General features: G+C 44.2%; 25 protein-coding genes. 11 read left to right on the forward strand and 14 right to left on the reverse strand.

The window, feature by feature from the left end; genetic code table 11:
* Nucleotides 1-107 precede the first annotated feature (107 nt).
* Nucleotides 108-1,406 (forward strand): NAD(P)/FAD-dependent oxidoreductase, encoded by a 1,299-nt coding sequence (locus HDC91_RS01840; protein WP_183547946.1) that lies wholly within the window; start codon nucleotides 108-110, stop codon nucleotides 1,404-1,406.
* 32 nt (nucleotides 1,407-1,438) lie between these two features.
* Nucleotides 1,439-2,689, forward strand: coding sequence for a sodium:proton antiporter (locus HDC91_RS01845; RefSeq protein ID WP_183547948.1), 1,251 nt, complete (start codon nucleotides 1,439-1,441; stop codon nucleotides 2,687-2,689).
* On the opposite strand, the gene HDC91_RS01850 is transcribed toward HDC91_RS01845, so the two are convergent.
* The 8 genes from HDC91_RS01850 to HDC91_RS01885 form a co-directional block, all read right to left on the reverse strand.
* The gene (locus HDC91_RS01850) at nucleotides 2,679-3,296 is read right to left on the reverse strand and encodes an FMN-binding negative transcriptional regulator (protein ID WP_183547949.1); all 618 of its coding nucleotides are present in this window, start codon (nucleotides 3,294-3,296) and stop codon (nucleotides 2,679-2,681) included. The genes HDC91_RS01845 and HDC91_RS01850 overlap by 11 nt on opposite strands.
* Nucleotides 3,297-3,361: 65 nt before the next feature.
* Nucleotides 3,362-4,330, reverse strand: a complete 969-nt coding sequence (locus tag HDC91_RS01855; RefSeq protein WP_183547951.1) for an acetylornithine carbamoyltransferase — start codon at nucleotides 4,328-4,330, stop codon at nucleotides 3,362-3,364.
* A 69-nt stretch (nucleotides 4,331-4,399) separates the two neighbouring features.
* Nucleotides 4,400-5,530: an aspartate aminotransferase family protein gene (locus HDC91_RS01860; RefSeq protein WP_183547953.1), complete on the reverse strand. Its 1,131-nt coding sequence runs from the start codon at nucleotides 5,528-5,530 to the stop codon at nucleotides 4,400-4,402.
* A 46-nt stretch (nucleotides 5,531-5,576) separates the two neighbouring features.
* A complete protein-coding gene (locus HDC91_RS01865; RefSeq protein WP_183547955.1) occupies nucleotides 5,577-5,930 on the reverse strand; it encodes a four helix bundle protein in 354 nt (117 codons plus the stop codon).
* A gap of 35 nt (nucleotides 5,931-5,965) precedes the next feature.
* Nucleotides 5,966-6,961 carry an N-acetyl-gamma-glutamyl-phosphate reductase gene (argC, locus tag HDC91_RS01870; RefSeq protein WP_183547957.1) on the reverse strand — a complete coding sequence of 332 codons (996 nt, stop codon included), beginning with the start codon at nucleotides 6,959-6,961 and terminating at the stop codon, nucleotides 5,966-5,968.
* Complete coding sequence (locus HDC91_RS01875) at nucleotides 6,942-7,292, reverse strand: cupin domain-containing protein (RefSeq protein ID WP_183547959.1); 351 nt, start codon at nucleotides 7,290-7,292, stop codon at nucleotides 6,942-6,944. Before HDC91_RS01875 ends, argC begins: the two co-directional genes overlap by 20 nt.
* A gap of 2 nt (nucleotides 7,293-7,294) precedes the next feature.
* On the reverse strand, nucleotides 7,295-8,491 hold the full coding sequence (gene argG / locus HDC91_RS01880) for an argininosuccinate synthase (protein ID WP_183547961.1): 1,197 nt from the start codon (nucleotides 8,489-8,491) through the stop codon (nucleotides 7,295-7,297).
* An 84-nt stretch (nucleotides 8,492-8,575) separates the two neighbouring features.
* Nucleotides 8,576-9,229 (reverse strand): GNAT family N-acetyltransferase, encoded by a 654-nt coding sequence (locus HDC91_RS01885; RefSeq protein WP_183547963.1) that lies wholly within the window; start codon nucleotides 9,227-9,229, stop codon nucleotides 8,576-8,578.
* A 130-nt stretch (nucleotides 9,230-9,359) separates the two neighbouring features.
* On the opposite strand from HDC91_RS01885, the gene HDC91_RS01890 reads away from it, so the two are divergent.
* On the forward strand, nucleotides 9,360-9,599 hold the full coding sequence (locus tag HDC91_RS01890; protein ID WP_183547965.1) for a hypothetical protein: 240 nt from the start codon (nucleotides 9,360-9,362) through the stop codon (nucleotides 9,597-9,599).
* A 194-nt stretch (nucleotides 9,600-9,793) separates the two neighbouring features.
* Entirely contained in the window at nucleotides 9,794-10,915 is a 1,122-nt protein-coding gene (locus tag HDC91_RS01895) for an acyltransferase (protein ID WP_183547967.1), read from the forward strand.
* A gap of 35 nt (nucleotides 10,916-10,950) precedes the next feature.
* On the opposite strand, the gene corA is transcribed toward HDC91_RS01895, so the two are convergent.
* Nucleotides 10,951-12,075, reverse strand: coding sequence for a magnesium/cobalt transporter CorA (gene corA, locus HDC91_RS01900; RefSeq protein WP_183547969.1), 1,125 nt, complete (start codon nucleotides 12,073-12,075; stop codon nucleotides 10,951-10,953).
* Nucleotides 12,075-12,686, reverse strand: a complete 612-nt coding sequence (locus HDC91_RS01905; RefSeq protein ID WP_183547971.1) for a WbqC family protein — start codon at nucleotides 12,684-12,686, stop codon at nucleotides 12,075-12,077. Before HDC91_RS01905 ends, corA begins: the two co-directional genes overlap by 1 nt.
* Nucleotides 12,687-12,721: 35 nt before the next feature.
* Here HDC91_RS01905 and HDC91_RS01910 point away from each other — a divergent pair, with 35 nt between their 5' ends.
* The gene (locus HDC91_RS01910; protein ID WP_183547972.1) at nucleotides 12,722-13,606 is read left to right on the forward strand and encodes a lysophospholipid acyltransferase family protein; all 885 of its coding nucleotides are present in this window, start codon (nucleotides 12,722-12,724) and stop codon (nucleotides 13,604-13,606) included.
* Nucleotides 13,606-14,640 (forward strand): glycosyltransferase family 2 protein, encoded by a 1,035-nt coding sequence (locus HDC91_RS01915; protein ID WP_183550848.1) that lies wholly within the window; start codon nucleotides 13,606-13,608, stop codon nucleotides 14,638-14,640. Before HDC91_RS01910 ends, HDC91_RS01915 begins: the two co-directional genes overlap by 1 nt.
* A 45-nt stretch (nucleotides 14,641-14,685) precedes the next feature.
* Here HDC91_RS01915 and HDC91_RS01920 read toward each other — a convergent pair whose 3' ends face one another.
* From HDC91_RS01920 to lepB, 4 genes are all read right to left on the reverse strand, one after another.
* Nucleotides 14,686-15,015: a hypothetical protein gene (locus HDC91_RS01920; protein WP_183547974.1), complete on the reverse strand. Its 330-nt coding sequence runs from the start codon at nucleotides 15,013-15,015 to the stop codon at nucleotides 14,686-14,688.
* Between the two features lie 148 nt (nucleotides 15,016-15,163).
* Nucleotides 15,164-15,457: a type II toxin-antitoxin system RelE/ParE family toxin gene (locus tag HDC91_RS20125; protein WP_370576782.1), complete on the reverse strand. Its 294-nt coding sequence runs from the start codon at nucleotides 15,455-15,457 to the stop codon at nucleotides 15,164-15,166.
* Nucleotides 15,454-15,663 carry a DUF2683 family protein gene (locus tag HDC91_RS01925; RefSeq protein WP_183547976.1) on the reverse strand — a complete coding sequence of 70 codons (210 nt, stop codon included), beginning with the start codon at nucleotides 15,661-15,663 and terminating at the stop codon, nucleotides 15,454-15,456. Before HDC91_RS01925 ends, HDC91_RS20125 begins: the two co-directional genes overlap by 4 nt.
* Before the next feature lie 49 nt (nucleotides 15,664-15,712).
* Nucleotides 15,713-16,813: a signal peptidase I gene (gene lepB, locus HDC91_RS01930; protein ID WP_183547977.1), complete on the reverse strand. Its 1,101-nt coding sequence runs from the start codon at nucleotides 16,811-16,813 to the stop codon at nucleotides 15,713-15,715.
* 247 nt (nucleotides 16,814-17,060) lie between these two features.
* Between lepB and HDC91_RS01935 the strand changes: the two genes are divergently transcribed.
* From HDC91_RS01935 to HDC91_RS01955, 5 genes are all read left to right on the forward strand, one after another.
* Complete coding sequence (locus HDC91_RS01935) at nucleotides 17,061-18,308, forward strand: efflux RND transporter periplasmic adaptor subunit (protein WP_183547978.1); 1,248 nt, start codon at nucleotides 17,061-17,063, stop codon at nucleotides 18,306-18,308.
* A gap of 4 nt (nucleotides 18,309-18,312) precedes the next feature.
* Nucleotides 18,313-19,770, forward strand: coding sequence for a TolC family protein (locus tag HDC91_RS01940; protein WP_183547979.1), 1,458 nt, complete (start codon nucleotides 18,313-18,315; stop codon nucleotides 19,768-19,770).
* Between the two features lie 231 nt (nucleotides 19,771-20,001).
* A complete protein-coding gene (locus tag HDC91_RS01945) occupies nucleotides 20,002-20,667 on the forward strand; it encodes an ABC transporter ATP-binding protein (protein ID WP_183547980.1) in 666 nt (221 codons plus the stop codon).
* A gap of 24 nt (nucleotides 20,668-20,691) precedes the next feature.
* Nucleotides 20,692-21,921, forward strand: coding sequence for an ABC transporter permease (locus tag HDC91_RS01950; protein ID WP_183547981.1), 1,230 nt, complete (start codon nucleotides 20,692-20,694; stop codon nucleotides 21,919-21,921).
* Between the two features lie 29 nt (nucleotides 21,922-21,950).
* Nucleotides 21,951-23,132, forward strand: coding sequence for an ABC transporter permease (locus HDC91_RS01955; RefSeq protein ID WP_183547982.1), 1,182 nt, complete (start codon nucleotides 21,951-21,953; stop codon nucleotides 23,130-23,132).
* Nucleotides 23,133-23,148 lie beyond the last annotated feature (16 nt).

A 23,148-nucleotide genomic window follows, 5' to 3' on the forward strand; every position in this document is an offset into this window, starting at 1 on the left:
ACATTAACACAAAAATATTCATTGTTAAAACACATATATCCTTAACCTGTTAAAGGGATAACATCAGCGGTTGTTTACACCTTAACTCGCAGCCGGTTATATATCATATGGATGCAAAAAGGAACGCGCGGCCCCGCGTAGTTATTATTGGCGGTGGCTTTGGCGGGGTACAACTGGCAAAAAAATTAAAAAACGCACCGGTAGAGGTTTTACTGCTGGATAAACATAATTATCATACTTTTCAGCCGCTGCTATACCAGGTAGCTACCGGTGCCATAGAAGGCGACTCGATAGGTTTCCCGATCAGAAGGATATTCAGCAGGCAAAAGAATTTTACTTTTCACCTGGCTGAGGTACAAAATATCAATACCGAAAGCAACACCATTACGGCCAATATAGGCGATATAAGTTATGATTACCTGGTGATAGCCACGGGTGCCAACACCAATTTTTTCGGGAATAAGGAACTCGAACGCAATACCATGCCCATGAAAAATATTGCCGAAGCGCTGAACATCCGCAGCTTGTTATTACAGAACCTGGAAAAAGCACTGGTAACGGCTGATAAAGCCGAGCGCGACGCATTGCTCACATTTGTGATAGTAGGCGGGGGGCCAACAGGAGTTGAACTGGCAGGCGCCATATCCGAACTGCGTCGATTTATTTTATGCAGAGATTACCCCGGGCTTTGCGATGCCGATATGAAAGTGTTTTTGGTGGAAGGTAAAGCCGAACTATTGGCGGCTATGTCACCGCAGGCATCAGCTAAGGCCAAAAAATTTTTAACCGATATGGACATCACTATTTACAACAGCGTGCACGTTGAAAGCTACAACGGCACCATACTGAAAATAGACGACGGTACCACCATCAACTCCCGCAATGTATTTTGGGCGGCAGGCGTTAGGGGCGAAGTACCCGATGGGATGCCCGACGCGGCGGTAATGAAAGGCAGGCGGATTTTAACCGACGAAATAAACCGGGTAAAGGGATTTACAAACGTGTTTGCCATAGGTGATGTATCGGCCGTTGTTACCGAAGCCAACCCGCTGGGCTTCCCTGGTGTGGCGCAGGTGGCCTTGCAGCAGGGAAGGCATTTGGCAAAAAACCTTACCAGCCTGATACAGGGTAAGCCCACCAAGCCCTTTGTGTATAAAGATCTGGGAACTATGGCCACCCTTGGGCGTAATATGGCTGTGGCCGATTTGCACAAATTACGTTTCCAGGGTTTCTTTGCATGGTTGTTGTGGATGTTCGTGCATTTAATATCATTGGCGGGGTTTAGTAATAAGGCTATTGTGTTTTTTAACTGGGCCGTTAATTATTTTACCCGAAACAGTGATAACCGCCTTATTATACATTATTTTAGAACAGATACGATGATGACCGATCCGGTAGCGAGGTAGCTGACGGTGAAGTTAAATTATTAGCAAAAAAAATGCACTTATTTTTAATTATCGCGCTTCTTGTAATTGTTAGCGCGCTTTATTCATATATAAACGCCCGCTGGTTAAAGCTTCCCGGAACCATCGGCATTATGACGCTGGCGATACTCGGTTCTGTGGTCACCATTGTGGTTGATAAGTTAGATCCTAATAGCGCCAAATATCTTACCATCCTGGCTACAAATATCAATTTTTCTACCATGGTGCTCAATATTATGTTGGGCTTCCTGCTCTTTGCCAGTGCTTTTAACCTTAACACCAGGCGTTTGAAAAAAGAGATGCGTCCGGTGTTTTTGTTGAGTACCCTTGGCGTTATCCTATCTACCATCGTATTTGGCAGTTTACTTTACTGGGTTACCGGCTTGCTGGATATAAAAATACCATATATCTACTGCCTTTTGTTCGGCGCCCTTATCTCGCCGACCGACCCTGTGGCCGTCAGCGCTATTGTGACCGGATCTAAGCTACCTAACAGCCTTGAAACCATCATTTCAGGCGAATCGCTATTCAATGACGGTATTGGCCTGGTACTTTTTATCAGTTTGCTGGAGATAACCCAATCGGGCACCGATAGTATCGATTTTTCGAAAGCAATAGTATTATTTATACAGGAGGTTTTCGGCGGAATTGCCTTGGGGGCTATAACCGGCTTTTTGGCCCACCGGCTAATGAAATCGATAAACGATTTTCAGACCATTGTGCTGGTGTCCCTTGCCCTGGTAATGACCAACTCGCTCATAGCCACTTACCTGCATCTCTCCATCCCGCTTTCGGTTGTTACAGCGGGGTTGTTCGCAGGTGGCCGCTCTATCAATGTAGATAATAACGACCACTCGCACCAGGCGCTTGAAAAGTTCTGGACGCTGATTGATGAAATGCTGAATACGATGCTTTTTGTGATGATAGGCCTGCAGATGATCAACTTCCCATTTTTGCAGCACTATTGGCTTTCGGGAGCGATTGGTATTATAGTGATTTTGGTGGCCCGATGGAGCAGTATCATGCTGCCGCTTACCTTTTTGCGCCGAACCCTTAATGTAAATTACGGCAGTATTAATATACTTACTTGGGCCGGGCTGCGCGGAGGAATATCCATAGCGTTGGCGCTATCGCTTCCCGCCTCCAACTACCGGCATTTTATACTGGCCGGCACTTATTTTATCGTTATATTCTCTATCATAGTGCAGGGGCTTACGTTAAATAAAGTAATAAACGCCACTTATAAAAGCCACGCTAAAGACTAAGCCCTTGCCCCTGCATAAACGCCACTATATCAGTTTCATTTTTGTTAGGCGATACGCTTAAACTGTCTATAATGTTTTGTCGCTCTGTTTCGGTGCGGTTTTGGCTCAACTTCTTTTTACCTTGCAGGTCTTCAACAACTATCTCAAAAGCCGTAATGCCATTCATCATTTTCAACTTATAATCTTCTGGCAATTTGTCCCATTGCGCACGGTAACCGGCCTCGTAGAAGCCTATCATCTTTTCGAGTAATTGCGCCACCTGTGCCTCATCATCTATCAGAGTTGCCTTGCCATAAGCATGCACCGCCAGGTAATTCCAGGTTGGTACGCTCAGTTCCTTTTCGTAGTTGGATGGCGAAATGTACGCATGGGGCTCTGTGAATATTACCAGCGATTTTTCATTGAAAACCGCCCGCGACTGTGGGTTAGCCCTGGCGAAGTGTGAAACCAAAACCACATGTTCTCCCCGCTGCTCTACCAAAAACGGCAAGTGAGTGGCCTCGGGTATACCGTTCATCATCGTAACTATCGTAGCAAAGCTATATTGCTGCATAAAGCTAATAGCTTCTTGTTGATCAGATAGTTGAAAATGCTTTGGTACGTACATGGTGATAGCGTCAAGGGATTAGAAGCGCAACGTAAGATTTCGAATAGATATTTAGAATTTAGCGTTTAGGATTTAAAATTTACAACCATCGTTTCCAACATCTGCTTCAACACAGCCTGCGCCGCCCAAACACGATTACCCGCTTCATGTATCACAACAGACTTTGGCCCATCCAATATTTCGGAAGATAGTTCCAGGTCGCGCCTTACAGGTAAGCAGTGCATTATTTGGGCATTGGGGGCCATCTGGTCCAGTTTGGCGTTGCTTAGCATCCAGTTCTCATTGCCGCCGGTTACGGCACCATAAGGTTCGTAAGCCGACCAGTTTTTTACATAGATAAAATCCGCGTCCTGTATCGCCTCATCCTGGTTATGGGTGATGGTTGCGCCATTGGTAAAATCCGTACAAAGCTCGTATCCGGCCGGGTGGGCGATGGTAAAATCTACATCGGCCTTGCACATCCATTCTGCAAAAGAGTTTGGTACGGCCTGCGGCAGGGCCTTTATATGCGGCGCCCAGATTAATACTACCTTGGGGCGTGTTTTTGTTTTTAGTTCTTCAATAGTTATCAGGTCGGCCAGACTTTGCAAGGGGTGACGGGTAGCGGATTCCAGGCTTATCACAGGCACTTTGCAAAACTCTACAAATTTATTGAAAATAGTTTCGCTATAGTCTTCTTCACGGTCTTTTAACCCCGGGAACGAGCGTACCCCTATGATATCCGAATACTCGCCCATAACCCCGGCAGCCTCGCGGATGTGCTCAACAGTGGTGCCGTTCATGATCACGTTATCGCGCAGTTCAAGCGCCCAGCCTTCTTTGTCTATATTCAACACAATTACATTCATGCCCAGATTCACGCCGGCCTTTTGGGTGCTCATGCGGGTACGCAGGCTTGGGTTCAGGAAAACAAGGCTCAAGGTTTTATTTTTACCTAAATGCTGGTGCGCATATGGGTTTTGTTTCAATTGCAATGCCTCGGCAACCAGCGCCGGTACATCTTTCACATCATTTACCGAAGAGAAAAGTTTCATTATTTACCTGTTTAGCTTCACCCTAAGTCCCTCACCAAAGGAAAGGGGCTTAAAAAGCAATATTTGTGATTAAGAATTTTTTAATGTTGTTGTAAATGCTTCCAGAAACCTGTCGGCATGTGACTTAGTTAAATTCAGCGCAGGCAGCAACCTTACTACGTTTGGTTTTGCTTCGCCGGTAAAGATATGGTGCTTAAACAGCAGGTCTTTTTTTACATTACCCAATTCTTCGGGCAAATCGATACCTATTATCAGGCCTTTACCGCGTACCTCTTTAACTTTATCAAATTTTTTCAATTCTTCTATCAGGTAGCCACCCACTTCGGCAGCATTTTGCATTAGGTTATCACGCTCGATTATTTCCAGTACGGCTAAGCCAGCGGCGCAGGCCAGGTGATTGCCGCCAAACGTAGTGCCCAGCATACCATAAGCAGGTTTTATTTTTGGCGAAATGCTTATCCCCCCTATAGGGAAGCCATTGCCCATACCTTTTGCCATGGTATAAATATCGGCATTTACGCCGGCGTGGTCTGCCGCGTAAAACCTGCCTGTACGCGCATAACCGCACTGCACCTCATCGGCAATAAAAACAGCGTTGTTTTGATCGCAAAGCGAGCGTATTTTTTGTAAAAAGCTCAATGCTGCAATCTGTATGCCGCCAACACCCTGTATGCTTTCAATGATCACCGACGATACTTCATTATCCTTAAACGCCTGTTCAAGGGCTGCTTCGTCATTCCAGGGCAGGAATATTATATTATCCGTTTCATTGACCGGGGCAACAATTTTGGGGTTATCTGTTGCAGCAACCGCTAACGATGTACGACCATGAAAAGCTTTTTTAAAAGCGATGATCTTTTTCCCGCCATTGTAAAACGATGCCAGCTTCAGGGCGTTCTCGTTGGCTTCGGCACCTGAGTTGCACAGGAACAGCTGATAATCTTCCTTCCCGGATACGTGACCCATTTTTTCGGCCAGTTGTTTTTGTAACGGGATCTCGACAGAGTTAGAGTAAAAACCTATCTGGTGAAGTTGGTCTTCTATACGTTTTACGTAATGCGGGTGAGTATGGCCGATTGATATAACGGCGTGCCCGCCATAAAGGTCAAGGTACTCGGTACCCTTATCGTCATAAACAAGGCTGCCTGCGCCCTTAACTATATTGATTGGATTGATTGGATATACGTCGAATAATTTCATAACAGTTAAAAGTAAAAAGTTAAAAGTAGAAAGTGAGAAACCACATTTAGGCCCTTACTTTTTTAATTAACGAGATCAACATCGCTTTAATCTCATTGATATGTTGCGCATGGAGTTGGTAAAGCTCGGGATTCAAAAAACCCAGATCTTTTGATAATAAAATCAAATATTCCACTTCATGAGATGATCCTAAGGCGACCTGTAGATAGCTGGCAAAATCCTTTTGGGTAAATCTGCCTGTTCCTTCTGCAATATTTGTAGGAATAGAAGTTGATGCTCTTTTAAGCTGGCTTATTAAATTGAATACTTCGTCTTTTGGAAAAGTAAGCAAAGAGCTATAAATACTAAGTACAAAAGCATGTGACTTTTGCCAAACTATCAACTCTCTGTAATCCTGCATTTCTTAAAACTTTACACTTTCAACCTTCAACTCTATTAAAAACCGGTCGCCTTAAGTCGTAATCCTGCGCGTTCGTCCAGTCCGAACATGAGGTTCATGTTCTGCACTGCTTGTCCGCTCGCGCCTTTAAGTAAATTATCCATTATGCTGATAATAAATATCTTATTGTCGTATTTCTTAACCTGTAAAAAACATTTATTGGTATTTACAATTTGTTTTAGGTCGATATCCTTACTGGTTACATGCGTAAACGGATGGCCGGCATAATAGTCATGGTAAAGCTTTAGTGCGTCTGCTTCGCTTAATTCACTTTCAGTGTACATAGAAGCGATGATACCACGGGTGAAGCCTCCACGATAAGGCACAAAGTTAATAGCCTTGTTAAAGCTGCCTTGTAATTGCTTTAACGATTGGCCAATCTCGTTTAAATGCTGGTGGTTAAATACCTTGTAAACCGACAAGTTATCATTACGCCACGTAAAATGGGAGGTAGGCGAAAGGCTTTGCCCGGCGCCTGTAGAGCCCGTGGTTGCGGTTATATGCACCTCGTTGGTCAACAATTCATTGGCTGCCATTGGCAACAAACCCAATTGCAGACATGTTGCAAAACAACCCGGGTTGGCAATGTTATCTGCAGCTTTTATGGCTTCGCGGTTTAACTCGGGCAGGCCGTAAATAAAGTTTTTATTGTTGAATTTAGAATTTTGACTTAACCTGAAATCCTGACTAAGGTCAATTACTTTAATATGATCCGGTATCTCGTTCGCCTCTAAAAACTTACGTGCATCACCGTGGCCCACGCACAGGAACAACACATCGATGTTAAAAGCCAGTTCGGCCGCAAACTTAAGGTCGGTATCGCCAAACAAATCGGTATGCACGTCGTAAACGTGGTTTCCGGCGTTGCTTTTGCTGTGTACAAATACAATCTCTACATCGGGGTGGTTGATCAGTATCCGCAGCATTTCGCCGCCGGTATAACCCGCGCCCCCAACAATACCTGCTTTTATTTTAAAGGTTGATTCTGTCATTTTTTGTAGATGGTGATGAGTATAAGATGAATTCCAGATCGCTGCTTTCTTTATTGCTGATAAAGTGCTGTTGGCCGGGCTTAATTTCGATACCTTGTTCAGGCTTTAAAACGCTTATAACACCATCAATTGTAAAAGTAGCCCTGCCTTTTAATATAAAAAAGAATTGTGAGGCTTTTTCGTGGTAGTGTAAAGCCTCCGCGGTATCGGGCGGCATCAGTTCCTGTTTTATAGATAACGCATCGGTGTCAACATAATTCCATCCATAGCAATCATCGCCCCACTTATAGGTACTTAGGCATTCGCTCCGCGAAAATATGGGGTTCTCCATAATTAATCCTGACCGTTTACTTTATGGTAGATCATTACCTGGTTACCAAATATTTTGCTGAAACCTTTTACATCCTCGCCGCTCCACGAATTATTCATCTCGCCGTAGCTGCCAAACTTGTTGCTCATCAGGTCGTGCGCTGATTCGATACCAATCACCTGGAAACGGTACGGATGTAGTTCGACAAACACCTTGCCGCTTACGTTCTTCTGCGTGTCTGTTAAAAAAGCCTCGATATTACGCATGATGGGGTCATGAAACTGCCCCTCGTGCAGCCAATTGCCGTAAAAAGCAGATAGCTGGTCTTTCCACGACAGCTGCCATTTGGTTAACACGTGTTTTTCTAAGGTATGATGCGCTTTAATGATCACCATTGGCGCGGCAGCTTCAAAACCTACACGGCCTTTAATGCCGATAATTGTATCGCCCACATGTATATCGCGGCCAATACCGTATGGTTGCGCAATAGCTTGCAACGCTTGTATGGCTTTGGTTGGATGATCGTACTTTTCGTTATCAATGCCAACCAGTTCGCCCTGCTCAAAAACTAACTCCAGGCTTCTGACTTGCGACTCGGTAACTTGCGTCGGCCATGCCTCCTCAGGTAAGCCCAGGTTTGAAGTAAGGGTTTCTTTACCACCAACCGATGTTCCCCATATACCTTTGTTGATAGAGTACTTTGCTTTTTCAAAGTTCATTTCAACACCGTTCTTTTTAAGGTACTCAATTTCTTCTTCGCGGCTGAGTTTTAAATCGCGGATAGGGGTAATGATCTGTACATCGGGCACCAGGATGTTAAATATCATATCAAAACGTACCTGGTCGTTACCGGCACCCGTGCTGCCATGGGCAACAAATTCGGCACCAATCTCTTTGGCGTAATTGGCAATGGCAGTGGCCTGACTAACCCGTTCGGCGCTTACCGAAAGGGGGTAGGTATTGTTTTTTAATACATTCCCATATATTAAAAAGCGTACGCAGGTATCGTAAAAGTTTTTAGTCTCGTCTACCACGTGGTGCGATGTTACACCCATCTGGTAAGCGCGTTCTTCAACGCCCTTAAGCTCTTCATCACTAAAACCGCCCGTATTTACAATTACCGAGTGAACCTCGTAACCCAGGTCGCGTGTTAAATAAATGCAGCAAAACGAGGTGTCTAATCCACCGCTGTATGCCAGTACTACTTTTTTCTTATCCATTTTTTCTTCTCGTAGAGACGCGATACTTCGCGTCTTGATATATTATTCCTTGAAGACGCGAAGTATCGTGTCTCTACAATTATGTTAATTAAAAACTACGAATTTCTCCAACCGCTTCTTAAACGCTGCTTCTATCCGCTCAAGCAATGTTGCCTTGTGCGTTATTTTCTTCATCTTTTCCTCGTACTGTTTTTGGATGGCTTCCGGGTCGAAAAGCATGGCCGTGCACATACAGTTCTTGCGGTCTTTGCTCATCAAAATATCGTAATTAACGCAGCTGCGGCAGCCTTTCCAAAACTCCTCGTCCTGTGTAAGTTCTGAATAAGTGACTGGTTCGTAACCTATCTCAGAGTTTATTTTCATCACGGCCAAGCCGGTAGTTAAGCCAAAAAGTTTTGCTTTTGGATATTTGCTGCGCGATAATTCAAATATTTTGTGCTTGATAGCTTTGGCCAAACCTGCTTTACGATAGTTAGGGTTTACAATAAGGCCCGAGTTTGCAACAAAATCGCCGTGGCTCCAGGTCTCAATGTAGCAAAATCCTGCCCAGGTGCCATCTTTATGCAGCGCTATAACTGCTTTTCCTTCCAGCATTTTGTTGGCTACATACTCGGGCGACCGCTGTGCAATACCCGTACCACGCGCCTTTGCCGACTCCGCCATTTCGTCGCATATTATAGGGGCAAAGTCTGCGTGTTGTGCAGTTGCTACGGTTATGTCAAAATCTTGTATGGTCATTATAGTAGAAAAATTACCGTTAAATTATTGGCGTTGTATAGCCATAATTATTAGAGGGACATTGTTTAAAGAAGTTTAAAAGAAACCCCTTCATTCGGGTGGAGATCAAAACCTAATTCAAACCCGTGGGATGAACACCCTTCGTCGGCTGGGAGGGAACAACAAAACAAAAGAAACTAAAGCAGCGGCAACCGGCGCAAAAAAAGCGCTGATTTCCGTTCTGTTTATGTTTTGTTTAATCATTTTCAATAAAGTATATGTACTTTTTAATTTTGTGCAAATTATTGCATTAAATTTTATTTATGCAAGAAAAAACTGTTATAATTTCCGTGCATACGTAAAACATTACAATCCGGAAATATTAGCATAACAGGTAGCAAAATTCAGATTGACAATTAAAGCGGTAAATTATTTGATCTTTTTAATTTCCCCCTCATAAAACGCCGTGATTTTACCATATCTGCAATAAAATTACCTTATTTAACATTTGCCGGTTATTTGCACAATTCAACGCCATCCGTTACCTTTAAAAGCCTTATATCTCAAAAACCGATAAGCCTTATAATGAAACCGCACTACCCAATTTTAGACGGATTACGTGGCACCGCCGCCTTGTTAGTAGTAATATTCCATTTGTTCGAAGCCTACTTTCCAGATTTATCTAAACACCCCATGCACCACGGGTACCTGGCGGTAGATTTCTTTTACATGCTATCAGGTTTTGTGGTGGGTTATGCTTACGACGATCGTTGGGCAAAGGGCATGACCATTAAACAGTTCCTGAAGATCCGCCTTGTTCGCCTGCACCCGCTGGTTATTTTGGGCACTATTATAGGCGCCGTTGTTTTTTGGTTCGATCCGTTTAAGGATAATCTGCAGTTTGATGTTTGGAAACTGGTAATCGCCATGTTGATAGGCTTTACCATGCTGCCCACGCCAATTGATGTACGCGGCTGGAGCGAAACCCACCCGTTGGACGGGCCTTGCTGGAGTTTGCTGCAGGAATATATTGCGAATATCATATACGCCTTATTTGGTCGCAGCATGACTAAAAAGGTGTTGTGGGTAGTTGTTATCTTAAGTGGCATTGTATTAACCGTAGTAGCCGTTGACCACGGCGACTTGGGTACCGGCTGGGGTTTTGCCAAAATAAAATCAGCTTTTATAGCCAACTGGTTTTACGGGCCCGGGGCAGAGGGCTATCCAAATATTTGGGTAGCGCCGGTGCGCATGATGTTTCCGTTCTTTGCGGGGCTGCTATTGTTCCGTACCGGCAAGCTTATACGCATCCCAATGGCGTATACTGTATGCTCGCTTCTACTGATAGCGCTGTTCTTTTTCCCCTGGTACAGCTGGAACGGCTTTTACGAGGCCGGTATCATCATCCTGGTATTCCCGCTATTGATATCAGCAGGCGCAGGCGGGCACATCAGCGGGCGCTGGGCTAAACTTTGTAAGTTTTCCGGTGACATATCATACCCGATATACATTACTCATTACCCGTTCATTTATGTTTATACCTTCTGGATCATTAAACAGAAACCTGCGCCATCAACCATTATAGCCGTTGCTTGCAGTTTATTTATCTTTTTTATACTGCTGGCTTACGCGGCACTTAAATTATATGACGAACCGGTAAGGGAAAAGCTGAAAAAACGTTTTCTGAGCAGGGTTGTTAGATCGTAACCTATGCAATAAAATCCGAAATCGAACATCCGATATTAGAGTTTATTGAACCAGCCCTTACGCCAGAATATGAACACCTGTATAGCGCCTATCAAAAACATACCTATAAGCGCGTAAACATAGCCGTGCTGTACGTACAACTCGGGCATATTATCTTTTATCACATGTCCATGGGTATCTTCGCGACTAAAATTCATACCATAAACACCTGCAATAAAGGTTAATGGTATAAATATCACTGATATAATGGTCAACACTTTCATGATCTCGTTCATGCGGTTGCTCACCATACTCAGGTACAGGTCAATAATACTGCTGGTAACTTCCTTATAACTCTCAACCATGTCCATGGCTTGTATGCAATGATCATAGGCGTCGCGCAGGTATAGTTTGGTTTCTTTGGTTATCTCGGGGCTTTCGCTGCGTATCATGTCGTTTATCTTATCACGTTCGGGCCAGCAGGCGCGGCGTATAATAATAAGCGTACGCTTCAGCTGCTGCGCGTCAAACATGATGCTTTTATCGGCACTTTGGTATAACTTATCTTCAGTTTGATCTATCATATCGCCAATTTGCGATAGGATAACAAAATAATTATCAAGGATGGTATCTGTTAAGGCGTAAAAAATATACCCGGGCCCGCCCGTGCGGATAGTGCCTTTGCCGGCCTTTAAACGCGTGGTTACCACTTCAAAGTAATCCAGGTGGCTTTCTTCAAAGCTTATTACTATATTATCTTTAACAATGCCGCTAAACTGGCAGTTAACCAGCTCATTATCCTTATTAAAATAAATAATGCGGCTGGTGCCAAACACATACCCGTCGTACTCATCAAACTTGGGGCGCTGGTGGGTGTTCACAATATCCTCTAAAACCAGCTGATTTATGCCCAGCAATGTGCCAATGTCTTCCATCAGCCTGGCATCGCCAAGGCCGTTAATCTTTATCCAATGGGTGTGGTCGCTGCATTTTGCTATTTGTTGGGTAATGGTTTTTATATCGCTGCCCTTACTTATCTGCAGGTCGCCCTCGTTAAAAGAGTACATGGCTATCTGCGGCGGAAGGGCATCGTCAGGTATAATGATACTGCCCGGGCGTGCGCCAACATTTACATTTCGTTTGCGGTTTTTATAGCGTACGCGCCTGGTGTAGCTTGCCATTACAAATAGTTTAAAGCCTGCGGGCCTTGGTTGAATAAAAGGTCGATGATGCTCAGGTTTTTCAAAAACCCATGTCGCTCTTCAAAAACCTGGAAGTAAGCCTTTTGTTCAATATCCAACTCATTTTTACCGTTTAAAATGGCGCGCATGTCCGTAAGGTTAGGATAGGCGGGTTCATAACTCTCCGTGAACTTTATTTCCAGTTTTATTTTTAATAACCGCAGCAATAACTCAAGCAGCTCGCGGTTATAATCTATTAAAAAAGTAGTTTGCTTTTCATAGAATGGTGCAAAATCATCTTCGTAATATTCAAAATAAGCCGATCGCCGATAACAAGCCTGCAGGCTCATCCAGTGTGCGCGCTGCCACCTAAAATCGTAGCTTATCTTTACGTCCTTTATTTTTGTGTGATTCTTCGAACCTTTAACAACGGGCACGGTAAGCGCCTGCCGCCCATCCGGCGAGTATATAATTGCCCGGTTACGGTAAGTTTGTTTTGGAAAATGCTCTTCCCGTTCAAACACAACATCCGGTGTAAAAGCTATCAGCTTTGTAAAATATTCAACCGGGGGCAGGTAAAACATAGGTAAAACAGCACCGTTCTCAATCATATATATTTTTTATGTTTGTGGCAAAATTGGTAAAAATGTTAAGAAAAGCGGCTTTAAATGCGGGTATATTTTTTTTGTACCTGGTATCGTTACTGCCGTTTTGGTTTTTATACGTTGTTGCCGATGTTATCTTCCTGGTATTGTACTACATAATAGGTTATCGCAGGCAGGTGGTAAAGGTAAACCTGGCAAATTCTTTCCCGGAAAGAAGCGAAGCGGAGCGGCTTAAAATAGAGCGCAGATATTATCGTTACATGGCCGACCTGATAGTAGAGACCATTAAAATGATAACCGTTTCAGAGCGGTCGTTACGTAAGCGGATGAAACCCACCAATCCCGAGCTTGTTGAGCATTATTTTAAGCGACATAAAAGCATTATAGCCGCGGCCGGGCACTACTGCAACTGGGAGATGGCGGCGCTTGCCTTTGGCTTGTTAACTACCGAAAAACGCATTATTGTTTACAAGCCTTTAACAAACGAGGTGTTCGATGCGATGTTTAACAGGGTGAGGGCACGTTTTGGTGCCATGCTGGTTGCCATGCGACAAACCCTGCGCACCATGGTAGCTTTGAAAAACCAGCTCACCTTTAGCGTACTGGTAAGCGACCAAACGCCCAACATGCACGAAATAAATTATTTTACGCGGTTTTTAAACCAACCGACCGCTGTATTTTTGGGGATAGAAAAGCTGGCCAAACTGATTGATGCCGCCGTTATATTTTACAGGATAGATAGGGTAAGCCGGGGGTATTATACCTATACGCTGGTGCCATTGATAGACGAGCCCAAACAAGCTGCAGAGCACGAAATAACAGAGGCCCATGTACGGTACCTTGAAAAACTGATACAGGAAAAACCGCAATATTGGCTGTGGAGCCACAGAAGGTGGAAATTTACGCCGGAGGATTTGAAAAAATGATGAATATGCCCAAAGTGGCCATAGTGATACTAAACTGGAATGGCGTAAAGTACCTTCGCGATTTTTTGCCCTCGGTATTAGCTTCTGCTTATCCCAACCTGGATATTGTGGTTGGTGATAACGGATCGACCGACGATTCGCTCGAGTTTTTGCGGGCAAGGTATCCCTCGGTACGCATTATCGAAAACAAACAGAACTACGGCTTTACAGGTGGTTACAACCGTGTGCTGGCACAGGTTGATGCGGACTACTATATTTTGCTAAACTCGGACGTTGAGGTTGAACCAAACTGGATACAGCCGGTTATTGAGCTAATGGAGAGCGATGAAAAGATAGCTGCTGCCGCGCCTAAAATAAGGTCGTTCCATCAAAAGAATTTTTTTGAGCACGCGGGCGCTGCCGGTGGCTTTATTGATAAATTTGGATACCCTTTTTGCCGGGGCCGGATATTTTACGAGATAGAGGAAGATAAAGGCCAGTACGAGCAGCCCGGCGAGATCTTTTGGGCATCGGGTGCGGCAATGTTCATCAAAAAACGTTGTTGGGACCAGGCTGGTGGTTTTGATGAAACCTTTTTTGCGCATATGGAAGAGATAGATCTTTGCTGGCGCTTAAAAAATATGGGCTATAAAGTGATGTACTGCCCGCAATCGCAGGTATACCATGTGGGCGGCGGCACGCTTAACACCGAAAACCCGTTTAAAACTTACCTCAACTTTCGTAACAACCTGCTGCTGTTAAAAAATAACCTTCCGTTCTGGAGGGCGCTTTGGATTATTGGCCTGCGCTTTTGGATGGATCTGCTTGCGCTTATCCGCTTCCTGATGGAAGGTAAACGTAAAGATGCATGGGCCATAAGCCGTGCGCACCAAAACTTTGTAAGAAAGCTATTCAGCAAAGTAGAGGGTAAAAGGCCGCACGTGAAAAGCGGCAGAGTGCCGCTTACAGGTGCTTATTCGCGCAGTTTGGTATGGGATTTTTTTGTTGGCAAAAAAACCAAATTTACCGATCTGAAAAAAGAGCAGCTGCATTAGCGGGCAAAATTTAGCAATCCCGTAGAACACGCCACTTGTATTTGATCAGTAAGTAGCCGTTGATACAAGGCGGGCAGTAGCAAAGCTGTTAAACGCACGATTAAAAAAAGCTTTTATCCTGTTAATAAAACCATTAACCGGCTTAACTGATTTTGGTTGCGACATTTCGGATGGGTCGTTATTATCTGTCATGAACGTATCGTTTTCCATCTCCTCTAAAACGAATTGGCGCACTGATGGGTCACGGTTAATAATCTCATCCATTTCGGTAAGGTCTCTCAGGGTTGCCTCACCGTCCCGCCGTTTTTTCCAAAGCACTTCAAACCGTTCCTGCGAAATGGTGCGCCTGATGATATATGGGTTGTGTTTATTCATAACCTTGTTGTTGTATAAATTTACCTCAAACAAAATGCCATGGTTATAAATAATTGTATTTCAGGTATTTAAATAATATCGCTTAAATAAATCCCGCGCGATTTTATTACAGTAAGTGTCCGGTTATGTGCAGTAAGATGGAAACTAATCACGGCATAAATAATGGCTCTTGGCGATTATCCCAAAAACAAACTATCAATATATCATGATCATTAACCCTATATAGCATTGAGCAGTTTTTATGAAGATTACACCTTCTGATATCATTTGTTTCGTCTATTACAGGATATAGGTATGGTGAAGATGAAATTATGTTGAGGCTTTCTGTGATCCTGGATTCTAATTTGGCCACAAATCTATCGCCCCACCTACCTTTTAATTGAGATACGAGCGCTTCATATGTGTCTTCAGCTTCCGACGTAAACCTTATTTCAAGGTTCATTTCTTTGAAAAATGCTTCGCGGCAAAGTTCTCTATCGATATTGTTTGCCCTTCATCATATTGTTTCATGCTTTTGGCTATACTATCGCTAATATGCAAAGGAAGCGTGGCAGGCTGATTTTCGAACGGCACCTTTAACGCCTTTAAGACGGCTTTGACCGCCTTCATCTGATGGGAATTTTCCGGATGTATAACGATGCTTTCCATATCCAAATATACAAATCGTCCGGATTATAAACTACATAAAAACTAAGCCTCAATGTATCGCTCTTAACACCCTGTTCCAGCGTACCTTGTTAAAGGAGGTTTGGGTACTATCAAGGCTCATCCAGGTGATCATGGCTTTACCAACAATATGATCTTCGGGTACAAAACCCCAAAAGCGTGAGTCTTCAGAGTTATGGCGGTTATCGCCCATCATCCAGTAGTAGTTCATTTTAAAAGTGTAGCTATCTGCTTTCTTGCCGTTTATCATTACGGCGGTACCATCGCGTGTTACTTTATTGTGCTCGTATTTTTCTATCGAGCGGCCATAAAGTGCCATGGTCGAATCGTTAAGCGGGATGGTAGTGCCCCTTTTTGGTATAAGCAGCGGGCCAAAGTTATCCTCATTCCATTTGAATTTTTCGTTATGCGGAAATATCTGCGGACTGTATTCTCCCTTTGGTTCGATAACCTCTTTTACCGATATGATGTTTGAAAAGCCTTTAAACTCGTTGAAACTATCCGGCGGGATGATCATTTCGTAAGTGGTGGGGCTGTACTGGTAACGCACGTCGATTTTCAGGTTTTGTATCATTTGCGGATTGAGGTCGGTGCCGGTAGTGGTTACAATATACGATTTTTGACTTTTAGGTGCATTAGGTACTAATTTTCCGTTGGCATAAACCTGTGTATTAACAATGGTAATAATATCGCCAGGGGTGCCTACGCAGCGCTTGATGAAGTGGGCACGCATATCAACCGGGCGCTCAACAGTTTCGTCAGGATAGTTAAATACAACCGCATCGCCCTTTTTCACTTCGCCTAAACCTGGTAAACGGAAGTAAGGCAATTGAACCCCTTCAAAATAGGTTTTAACTTTTCCGCCCAATATGGTCGATTCCAGGAAAGGAATGGATATTGGCGTCATTGGCATGCGCGCGCCATAAGCTATCTTACTTACAAACAGGTAATCGCCGGTTAGCAGGCTGCCTTCCATAGATGCTGAAGGTATCGCGTAAGCCGAAAACAGCAACCCCCTGATAATGGTAGATGCGATCAGCGCGAAAAGTATGGCATCAACCCACTCGCGGGTTTTGCTTTTCTTGGGTTTGTTGGCTGCTTGCTTCCTGCGCGAGAAAAATTTCCAGTTCATGTGATTGGGATTTATTAGTATAACGATGCGTTGATATTAGACCGCGTTGTTGCCGATTTGTTACAAGCAATTATTTAGCCCCGAGATCTTATCGTTTAACCCCGGCATACGCCTTGCCCGTTACTGAAAAGGTTTGTCCGATATCGAACAAAAAATCATCGTGTCAATTTTATAAATAGTTGTATATCAATAATTTAATATTGGTACACCTCTTGCAAACCCTGTGTAAACATTATCATAATTAAAAATGGACACGGTAATTGAACAGGAAGTAACCGCACGCAAAAAAAAGAAGGCTATTGTTATCATAAGCATTACGGTATTAGCGCTTGTTGCAGGTATTTGGCTTTTGCGCACTACATTAAGATCGACAATAAGCAAGTCTGAAATAAACACAGCCGTGGTGGAAAAAGGTAGCGTTGAAAACACCCTTAATGCCACCGGCGAAGTATTACCCGAGTTTGAAGAGATATTAACCAGCCCTATAAACGCATCCATAAAAAAAGTACTGATGGATGCCGGCAACAAGGTTAAAGCCGGGCAATCTATCCTCACGCTTGATAAATCGGCCTCGCAAACTGAGTTTGAGAAACTGAACTTTCAACTGCAAAGCAAACGGAATGAGATAAGCAAGCTAAAGCTGGACCTTAACAAAAGCTTCTATGATATCCGCTCTAATAACGACATCAAACAACTACGCATAAGCAACCTGGCCGATGCAGTTGAGAATGCCAAGCGCCTTTTTAAAGCAGGCGGCGGCACCCGCGAGGGCATTGAGCAAGCCGAGCTTAACCTGAAAGTTGCGCAACTGGAAAAGAAACAGCTGGAGAACGAAATAAAAAGCAAGCAGCAAACCATGCAGATCGAAATAAAGGAAGCGGAGATAGCCCTTGCCATTCAGGAAAACGACCTGCGCGAACTTCAGCGTAAGCTTAACCTTGCCAATATTATTGCTACACGCAGCGGGGTTGTTACCTGGGTAAATAAAAACATTGGTGCTACCATTGCCCCGGGCGAATCGCTGGCACGCATAGCAGATCTGAGAAGCTTTAAGGTAAACGGCAATATCTCTGATAACTATATGGACCAGCTGCGTAACGGCATGCCGGTTGTCATCCGCATAAACGAAACACAGCTAAAAGGGCATGTAGCTAATGTATATCCATCGGTGCAAAATGGTATTGTAAGCTTTGATGTACAGCTTGACGAGCGCAACAGCAAACAGCTGCGCCCCAATATGAAAGTGGATGTGTTCCTGGTTACGGATATGCATACGAACACCATGCGTGTGGCAAATGGACCGGCATTTAAAGGCCCCGAGGTGCAGGACATATTTGTGATAAGCGGCAACAAGGCTGTCAAACGAAGGGTACACATCGGGCTTACCAACTTTGATTTCGTAGAGATAAAGGACGGCGTAAAACCCGGCGATGTGGTGATAACATCAGACATGAGCAGTTTTAAAAACTCAAACGAGCTCACTATCAATAACTAATACAATGAAATACCTATACTTCATCATATTTATTTGCTTTAGCACCACTGCTTTTTGCAGCAGCGGTGCTGATACCCTGCGGCTAAGCCTGCAGCAGGTGGTAGAACTGGCTAAAAAGAATTCGATAGCGGCCAAGCAGGCCGTTACCGTGCGCGAAACCAAGTACTGGCAATGGCGTACCTTTAGGTCGAACTATCAGCCTCAGCTATCGCTTTCGGGCACTTTACCGGGCTACAGTAAAACTTATACCCAGGTACTGCAGCCAAATGGCAGCATCCTGTTCCAGCCGATACATAACGATAACTCATCCTTACAGCTTGATTTTAGCCAAACCATTACCGCTACCGGCGGTACCGTTTACGGCACCACCCAAATGCAGCGCTTTTACGATTTTGACAGGGATAACGTGTTGTACAACGGTGTACCTTATGCCATAGGGTACAGCCAGCCGCTGTTTCAGTTCAACTCATTAAAGTGGGATAAAAAAATAGAGCCCCTTAAGTATAACGAAAGTAAGCAGGCGTATATCGAATCGCAGGAACAGATAGCCTACACCGTTAGCGGGTACTTTTTTGACCTGCTGCTGGCCCAGGTTAACCTGCAGATAGCCGAAACCAACTACACCAACACCCAAAAGATATTGAAGATAGCCAAACTGAAGTTTGACCTGGGCAAGGTATCAAAGAACGAGATACTGCAACTGCAACTGGAGCAGCTTAATGCTCAGAAGGCAGTTGGTACCGCCAAGCGCGATATGGAAATTGCCACTTTGAACCTGCGTAGTTACACAGGGGTAGAGGGCGACGATAAAATAGCGCTCGAAATACCCGGCTCATCCATTAATATGAATGTATCGGCAGATAAGGTTTTAACAGAAGCCTTCGCTAACCGGTCAGATGCTATTGCCTTTGTGCGCCGGCTGGCCGAGGCAAAACGCGATGTGGCCAAAGCCAAAGGGCAAAGCGGGCTGGTTGCCACACTTACCGCAAACCTGGGCTTTTCAAACAGCGCTCAAAATGTATTTGATGTTTATAAATCGCCCCAAAACCAGCAGCTGCTCGAGCTTAAGTTCTCGATACCGGTAATGGACTGGGGGCGCTCAAAATCGCGGGTGAAAACGGCACAGGCCAACGAGCAGTTCACCGAATACGCGGTTGAGCAGGATAAGCAGACCTTTAAGCAACAGATAGTAACGCAGGTAACACTGTTTAACATGATGAAGGACCAGCTGGTGTTTACCGCCCAGGCAGATAGTATTGCCTCGGAAAAATACCAGATAGCCCGCGAAAGATATGTTTTGGGCGACCTGAGCATAACCGACCTGAGCATAGCCTTTGAAGAGAATGACCGCGCCAAACGCGACTACGTGGCCGCCCTGCGCGACTTTTGGGGCGCTTACTACCAGTTGCGCTATCTGTCCCTTTACGACTTTGAGAAAAATCAGAAAATAACCTATAAATAAAATGCGTAAAAATTACTCACCACCAACCCTAACCGCCGCGCAAGTTCTTCACCCTCTTTGCGCAGCAGAGAGGGTCGACCAGCGAAGCGCAGTCGGGGTGAGTAAACTCAAGAATTAAAAAAGTAAAAAATAACCTATGAATAGCCTCACCCCAACCCCTCTCCAAAGGAGAGGGCAGGGTGAGGCCGATTAACCAATAAATATTAACAAAAACATTATAACTTAACTCACATGATAAAACTACAAAACATTCAAAAAGTATATCGTACAGATACTATTGAAACACTGGCCCTTAACGGCATAAACCTCGATGTTGCAAAAGGCGAATTTTTATCTATAATGGGCCCTTCGGGCTGCGGCAAAAGTACTTTGCTGAACATTATGGGCTTATTGGATATGCCCTCAAAAGGCAGCATTAACATAGCCGACCAAACCACTGATAATCTTAAAGACAAACAGCTGGCTAAGTTTCGCAACCAAAAGCTGGGCTTTATATTCCAGAGCTACCACCTGATAGGCGACCTGCAAGTGATAGACAACGTAGAACTGCCTTTATTGTATCGCGATACCACCGCTAAAGAGCGCAGGCAGCTGGCTACCGAAGCGTTAGAAAAAGTAGGGCTAAGTAACCGCTTAAAGCATTTCCCCAAACAGTTATCGGGCGGGCAGCGCCAGCGTGTGGCCATAGCCCGCGCCATTGTGGGCCGGCCTGAAATTATACTGGCCGATGAGCCTACCGGTAACCTGGACAGCGCCATGGGAAACGAGATAATGGATATCCTGTTACAGCTTAACCGCAACGAAGGCACCACCATAGTAATGGTTACCCACGACGAGAATATGGCCCAAAAAACACACCGTTTGGTAAGGTTGTTTGATGGCTCGCAGGTTCAATAATTTATCAGCCTAAACAAAAAGATCATGTTAAAAAATTACTTTAAAATAGCCATTGCGGTATTAATGCGCAGAAAGTTCTTTACTTTTCTGAGCCTGTTCGGCATTAGCTTTACCATAACCATTTTGATGGTTATGACCGCCTTTATTGATAAGGTGGTGAACGATAATTACCCCGATAAAAAACGCGACCGCTCACTGTATATCAGCAGGATGGAGCTACGCGGAAAAGAATCAATGAACTCGAGCGGGTTAAGCTATTATTACATCGACCATTACATTAGTAAAATGAAAACACCTGTAAAGGTGGCCATTTCATCGGGGTTTGGTTCTACCAATACTTACGTAAATAACCGTAAGATCGTAATCAACTATAAATATGCCAACGCTGCTTTTTGGGAAGTGCTCGATTTTGATTTCATAGAGGGTAAGCCCTTCAGCAAGCAGCAGGAAGATAATGCCGAACGCGTTACTGTTATATCTGAGGATATGAAGAAGGAGTATTTCGGTGATGATGACACCCCTGCGGTTGGCAAATATATCGAAGCCGATGATATCAAGTACCGGGTTTGTGGAGTGGTAAAAAGCCTGCCAATAACATCATATCTGCTGTATGCAGATATATTCCTGCCTATCACCACATCTAAGACCAGGCTTGATGCTGATAAAGGTTATCTGGGCAATTACTCCGCCATAGTACTGGCAAAAAACTCAGGCGATGTATCTAAAATGAAAAAAGAATATGATGGCATTGTTGCAAAATTAAAAAGCCCGGGTAAAGAGTGGGATCATGTTTATAGTCACGCGGATTCATACGTAGAGGGCTACGTGCGCACCGGCAACGAAACCCGATCAGGTATGGTTTATGCAATAACAGCCATAACCCTGTTTGCGCTGTTTATTATGCTGCTGCCTACCTTAAACCTGGTGAATGTTAACATTACCCGTATCATGGAGCGGTCGTCAGAAATTGGAGTGCGCAAGGCCTTTGGGGCGTCGTCCAAAACATTAGTGTACCAGTTTCTTGTCGAAAATCTGATCCTTACTTTTTTAGGTGGGATGATAGGGGTGGTGTTATCCGTAGCGGTTATGTATTTCATTAATGATGCAAGGCTTATAGCCAACCTTAACCTAAGTTTAAACCTTACGGTGCTGGGCTACACCATACTTACTTGTATCATTTTTGGTTTGCTCTCTGGCGTTTATCCCGCCTGGCGCATGTCAAAACTAAATGTAGTTACGGCTTTAAAGGCCTAAAAATTTATCAACCTTAAATCAACAATATTATGTTTAAGCATTTATTTAAAATGATCTGGAACAAAAAGAAGCAAAACTCGCTGCTTATTGTCGAGATCCTGCTATCGTTCCTTGTCATATTCGCGGTGTTTAGCTTTGCGCTTAACTCGTACAATAACTATGCTAAGCCAATGGGTTTTAATTATAACCATGTTTGGGCCATTAGCTACAACCACACGCTGGAAACCAACAACCCCGATTCGGTAACTATGGTGTATCAAAACCTGCTGCGCGATATAAAATCGATGCCGCTGGTGGTTGATGCCGGTTACGCCAGCTCAAATATTCCGTTCTCCAATAACCACATGAGCACCGGCTTAACCAGCAATGGCATTGAGGTACATAACGTTAACAATTTTTTTATGGACGAAAATTACCTGGATGTAATGGGCGCTAAAATGCTTGCAGGCCGTTGGTATAATAAGGCCGACAGGGTATCTAACACCAAGATACTTGTTATCAATAAAATGCTCAAAGAAAAGATTTTTGGCAAAGCCGAGGCTGTTGGCAAAACGTTTGGCGATAAAGCCGAAGACAAAAGAAAGATCATCGGCGTGATAGACGATATTAAAACCGACGGCGATTACCAGTCGCCAACCTATGGTCTTTATAATTTGCAGGATACAGCCGCTTACAAGTGGATGGGTAAGATACTGGTAAAGGTTGCCCCGCAGGCTGATGCGGCCTTTGAAGGAAAACTGTATAAGTTGATGGCCGGCCGGTTAAAAAAATCAAACATCGAGATAGAGCACCTGGATAATAAACTGGTAGCCTACAACAAGTTTACGCTGGTGCCGCTTATCATACTCTCTATCGTAGCGGCGTTCCTCATCATTAATGTGGCTTTGGGTATTTTTGGGGTGTTATGGTATAATATTAATAAACGCCGCGGCGAGATCGGGCTGCGCAGAGCTGTTGGTGCGCCCGGCAGTTCGGTTTCGGCCCAGCTGGTAAGCGAGGCGATAATACTGGCAACGCTATCCCTTATCATCGGGGCATTCTTCGCGGTACAGTTCCCGTTACTAAATGTATTTGACTTGCCTGCAAGCGTTTACCTGGTGGCAATGCTTTTAGCTGTAATATTTATTTATCTGCTGGTTTTAATATGCTCGTTATACCCCGGCAAACAAGCTTCGGCAATTTTACCGGCAGTTGCTTTACATGAAGAATAATATTTTAGATTTGACC

The organism is Mucilaginibacter sp. AK015 (genome assembly GCF_014200785.1).
GTDB lineage: Bacteria > Bacteroidota > Bacteroidia > Sphingobacteriales > Sphingobacteriaceae > Mucilaginibacter.

Coding starts and splice junctions, on each gene's coding strand:
- HDC91_RS01905 (WP_183547971.1), bottom strand. CDS start 12,686: ATGATTGAGAACGGTGCTGTTTTACCTATGTTTTACCTGCCCCCGGTT.
- HDC91_RS01955 (WP_183547982.1), top strand. CDS start 21,951: ATGTTTAAGCATTTATTTAAAATGATCTGGAACAAAAAGAAGCAAAAC.
- HDC91_RS01935 (WP_183547978.1), top strand. CDS start 17,061: ATGGACACGGTAATTGAACAGGAAGTAACCGCACGCAAAAAAAAGAAG.
- HDC91_RS01940 (WP_183547979.1), top strand. CDS start 18,313: ATGAAATACCTATACTTCATCATATTTATTTGCTTTAGCACCACTGCT.
- HDC91_RS01885 (WP_183547963.1), bottom strand. CDS start 9,229: ATGACCATACAAGATTTTGACATAACCGTAGCAACTGCACAACACGCA.
- HDC91_RS01910 (WP_183547972.1), top strand. CDS start 12,722: ATGTTAAGAAAAGCGGCTTTAAATGCGGGTATATTTTTTTTGTACCTG.
- HDC91_RS01875 (WP_183547959.1), bottom strand. CDS start 7,292: ATGGAGAACCCCATATTTTCGCGGAGCGAATGCCTAAGTACCTATAAG.
- HDC91_RS01855 (WP_183547951.1), bottom strand. CDS start 4,330: ATGAAACTTTTCTCTTCGGTAAATGATGTGAAAGATGTACCGGCGCTG.
- lepB (WP_183547977.1), bottom strand. CDS start 16,813: ATGAACTGGAAATTTTTCTCGCGCAGGAAGCAAGCAGCCAACAAACCC.
- HDC91_RS01950 (WP_183547981.1), top strand. CDS start 20,692: ATGTTAAAAAATTACTTTAAAATAGCCATTGCGGTATTAATGCGCAGA.
- corA (WP_183547969.1), bottom strand. CDS start 12,075: ATGGCAAGCTACACCAGGCGCGTACGCTATAAAAACCGCAAACGAAAT.
- HDC91_RS01895 (WP_183547967.1), top strand. CDS start 9,794: ATGAAACCGCACTACCCAATTTTAGACGGATTACGTGGCACCGCCGCC.
- HDC91_RS01840 (WP_183547946.1), top strand. CDS start 108: ATGGATGCAAAAAGGAACGCGCGGCCCCGCGTAGTTATTATTGGCGGT.
- HDC91_RS01945 (WP_183547980.1), top strand. CDS start 20,002: ATGATAAAACTACAAAACATTCAAAAAGTATATCGTACAGATACTATT.
- HDC91_RS01915 (WP_183550848.1), top strand. CDS start 13,606: ATGAATATGCCCAAAGTGGCCATAGTGATACTAAACTGGAATGGCGTA.
- HDC91_RS01860 (WP_183547953.1), bottom strand. CDS start 5,530: ATGAAATTATTCGACGTATATCCAATCAATCCAATCAATATAGTTAAG.
- HDC91_RS20125 (WP_370576782.1), bottom strand. CDS start 15,457: ATGAACCTTGAAATAAGGTTTACGTCGGAAGCTGAAGACACATATGAA.
- argC (WP_183547957.1), bottom strand. CDS start 6,961: ATGACAGAATCAACCTTTAAAATAAAAGCAGGTATTGTTGGGGGCGCG.
- argG (WP_183547961.1), bottom strand. CDS start 8,491: ATGGATAAGAAAAAAGTAGTACTGGCATACAGCGGTGGATTAGACACC.
- HDC91_RS01920 (WP_183547974.1), bottom strand. CDS start 15,015: ATGAATAAACACAACCCATATATCATCAGGCGCACCATTTCGCAGGAA.
- HDC91_RS01890 (WP_183547965.1), top strand. CDS start 9,360: ATGAACACCCTTCGTCGGCTGGGAGGGAACAACAAAACAAAAGAAACT.
- HDC91_RS01850 (WP_183547949.1), bottom strand. CDS start 3,296: ATGTACGTACCAAAGCATTTTCAACTATCTGATCAACAAGAAGCTATT.
- HDC91_RS01845 (WP_183547948.1), top strand. CDS start 1,439: ATGCACTTATTTTTAATTATCGCGCTTCTTGTAATTGTTAGCGCGCTT.
- HDC91_RS01865 (WP_183547955.1), bottom strand. CDS start 5,930: ATGCAGGATTACAGAGAGTTGATAGTTTGGCAAAAGTCACATGCTTTT.
- HDC91_RS01925 (WP_183547976.1), bottom strand. CDS start 15,663: ATGGAAAGCATCGTTATACATCCGGAAAATTCCCATCAGATGAAGGCG.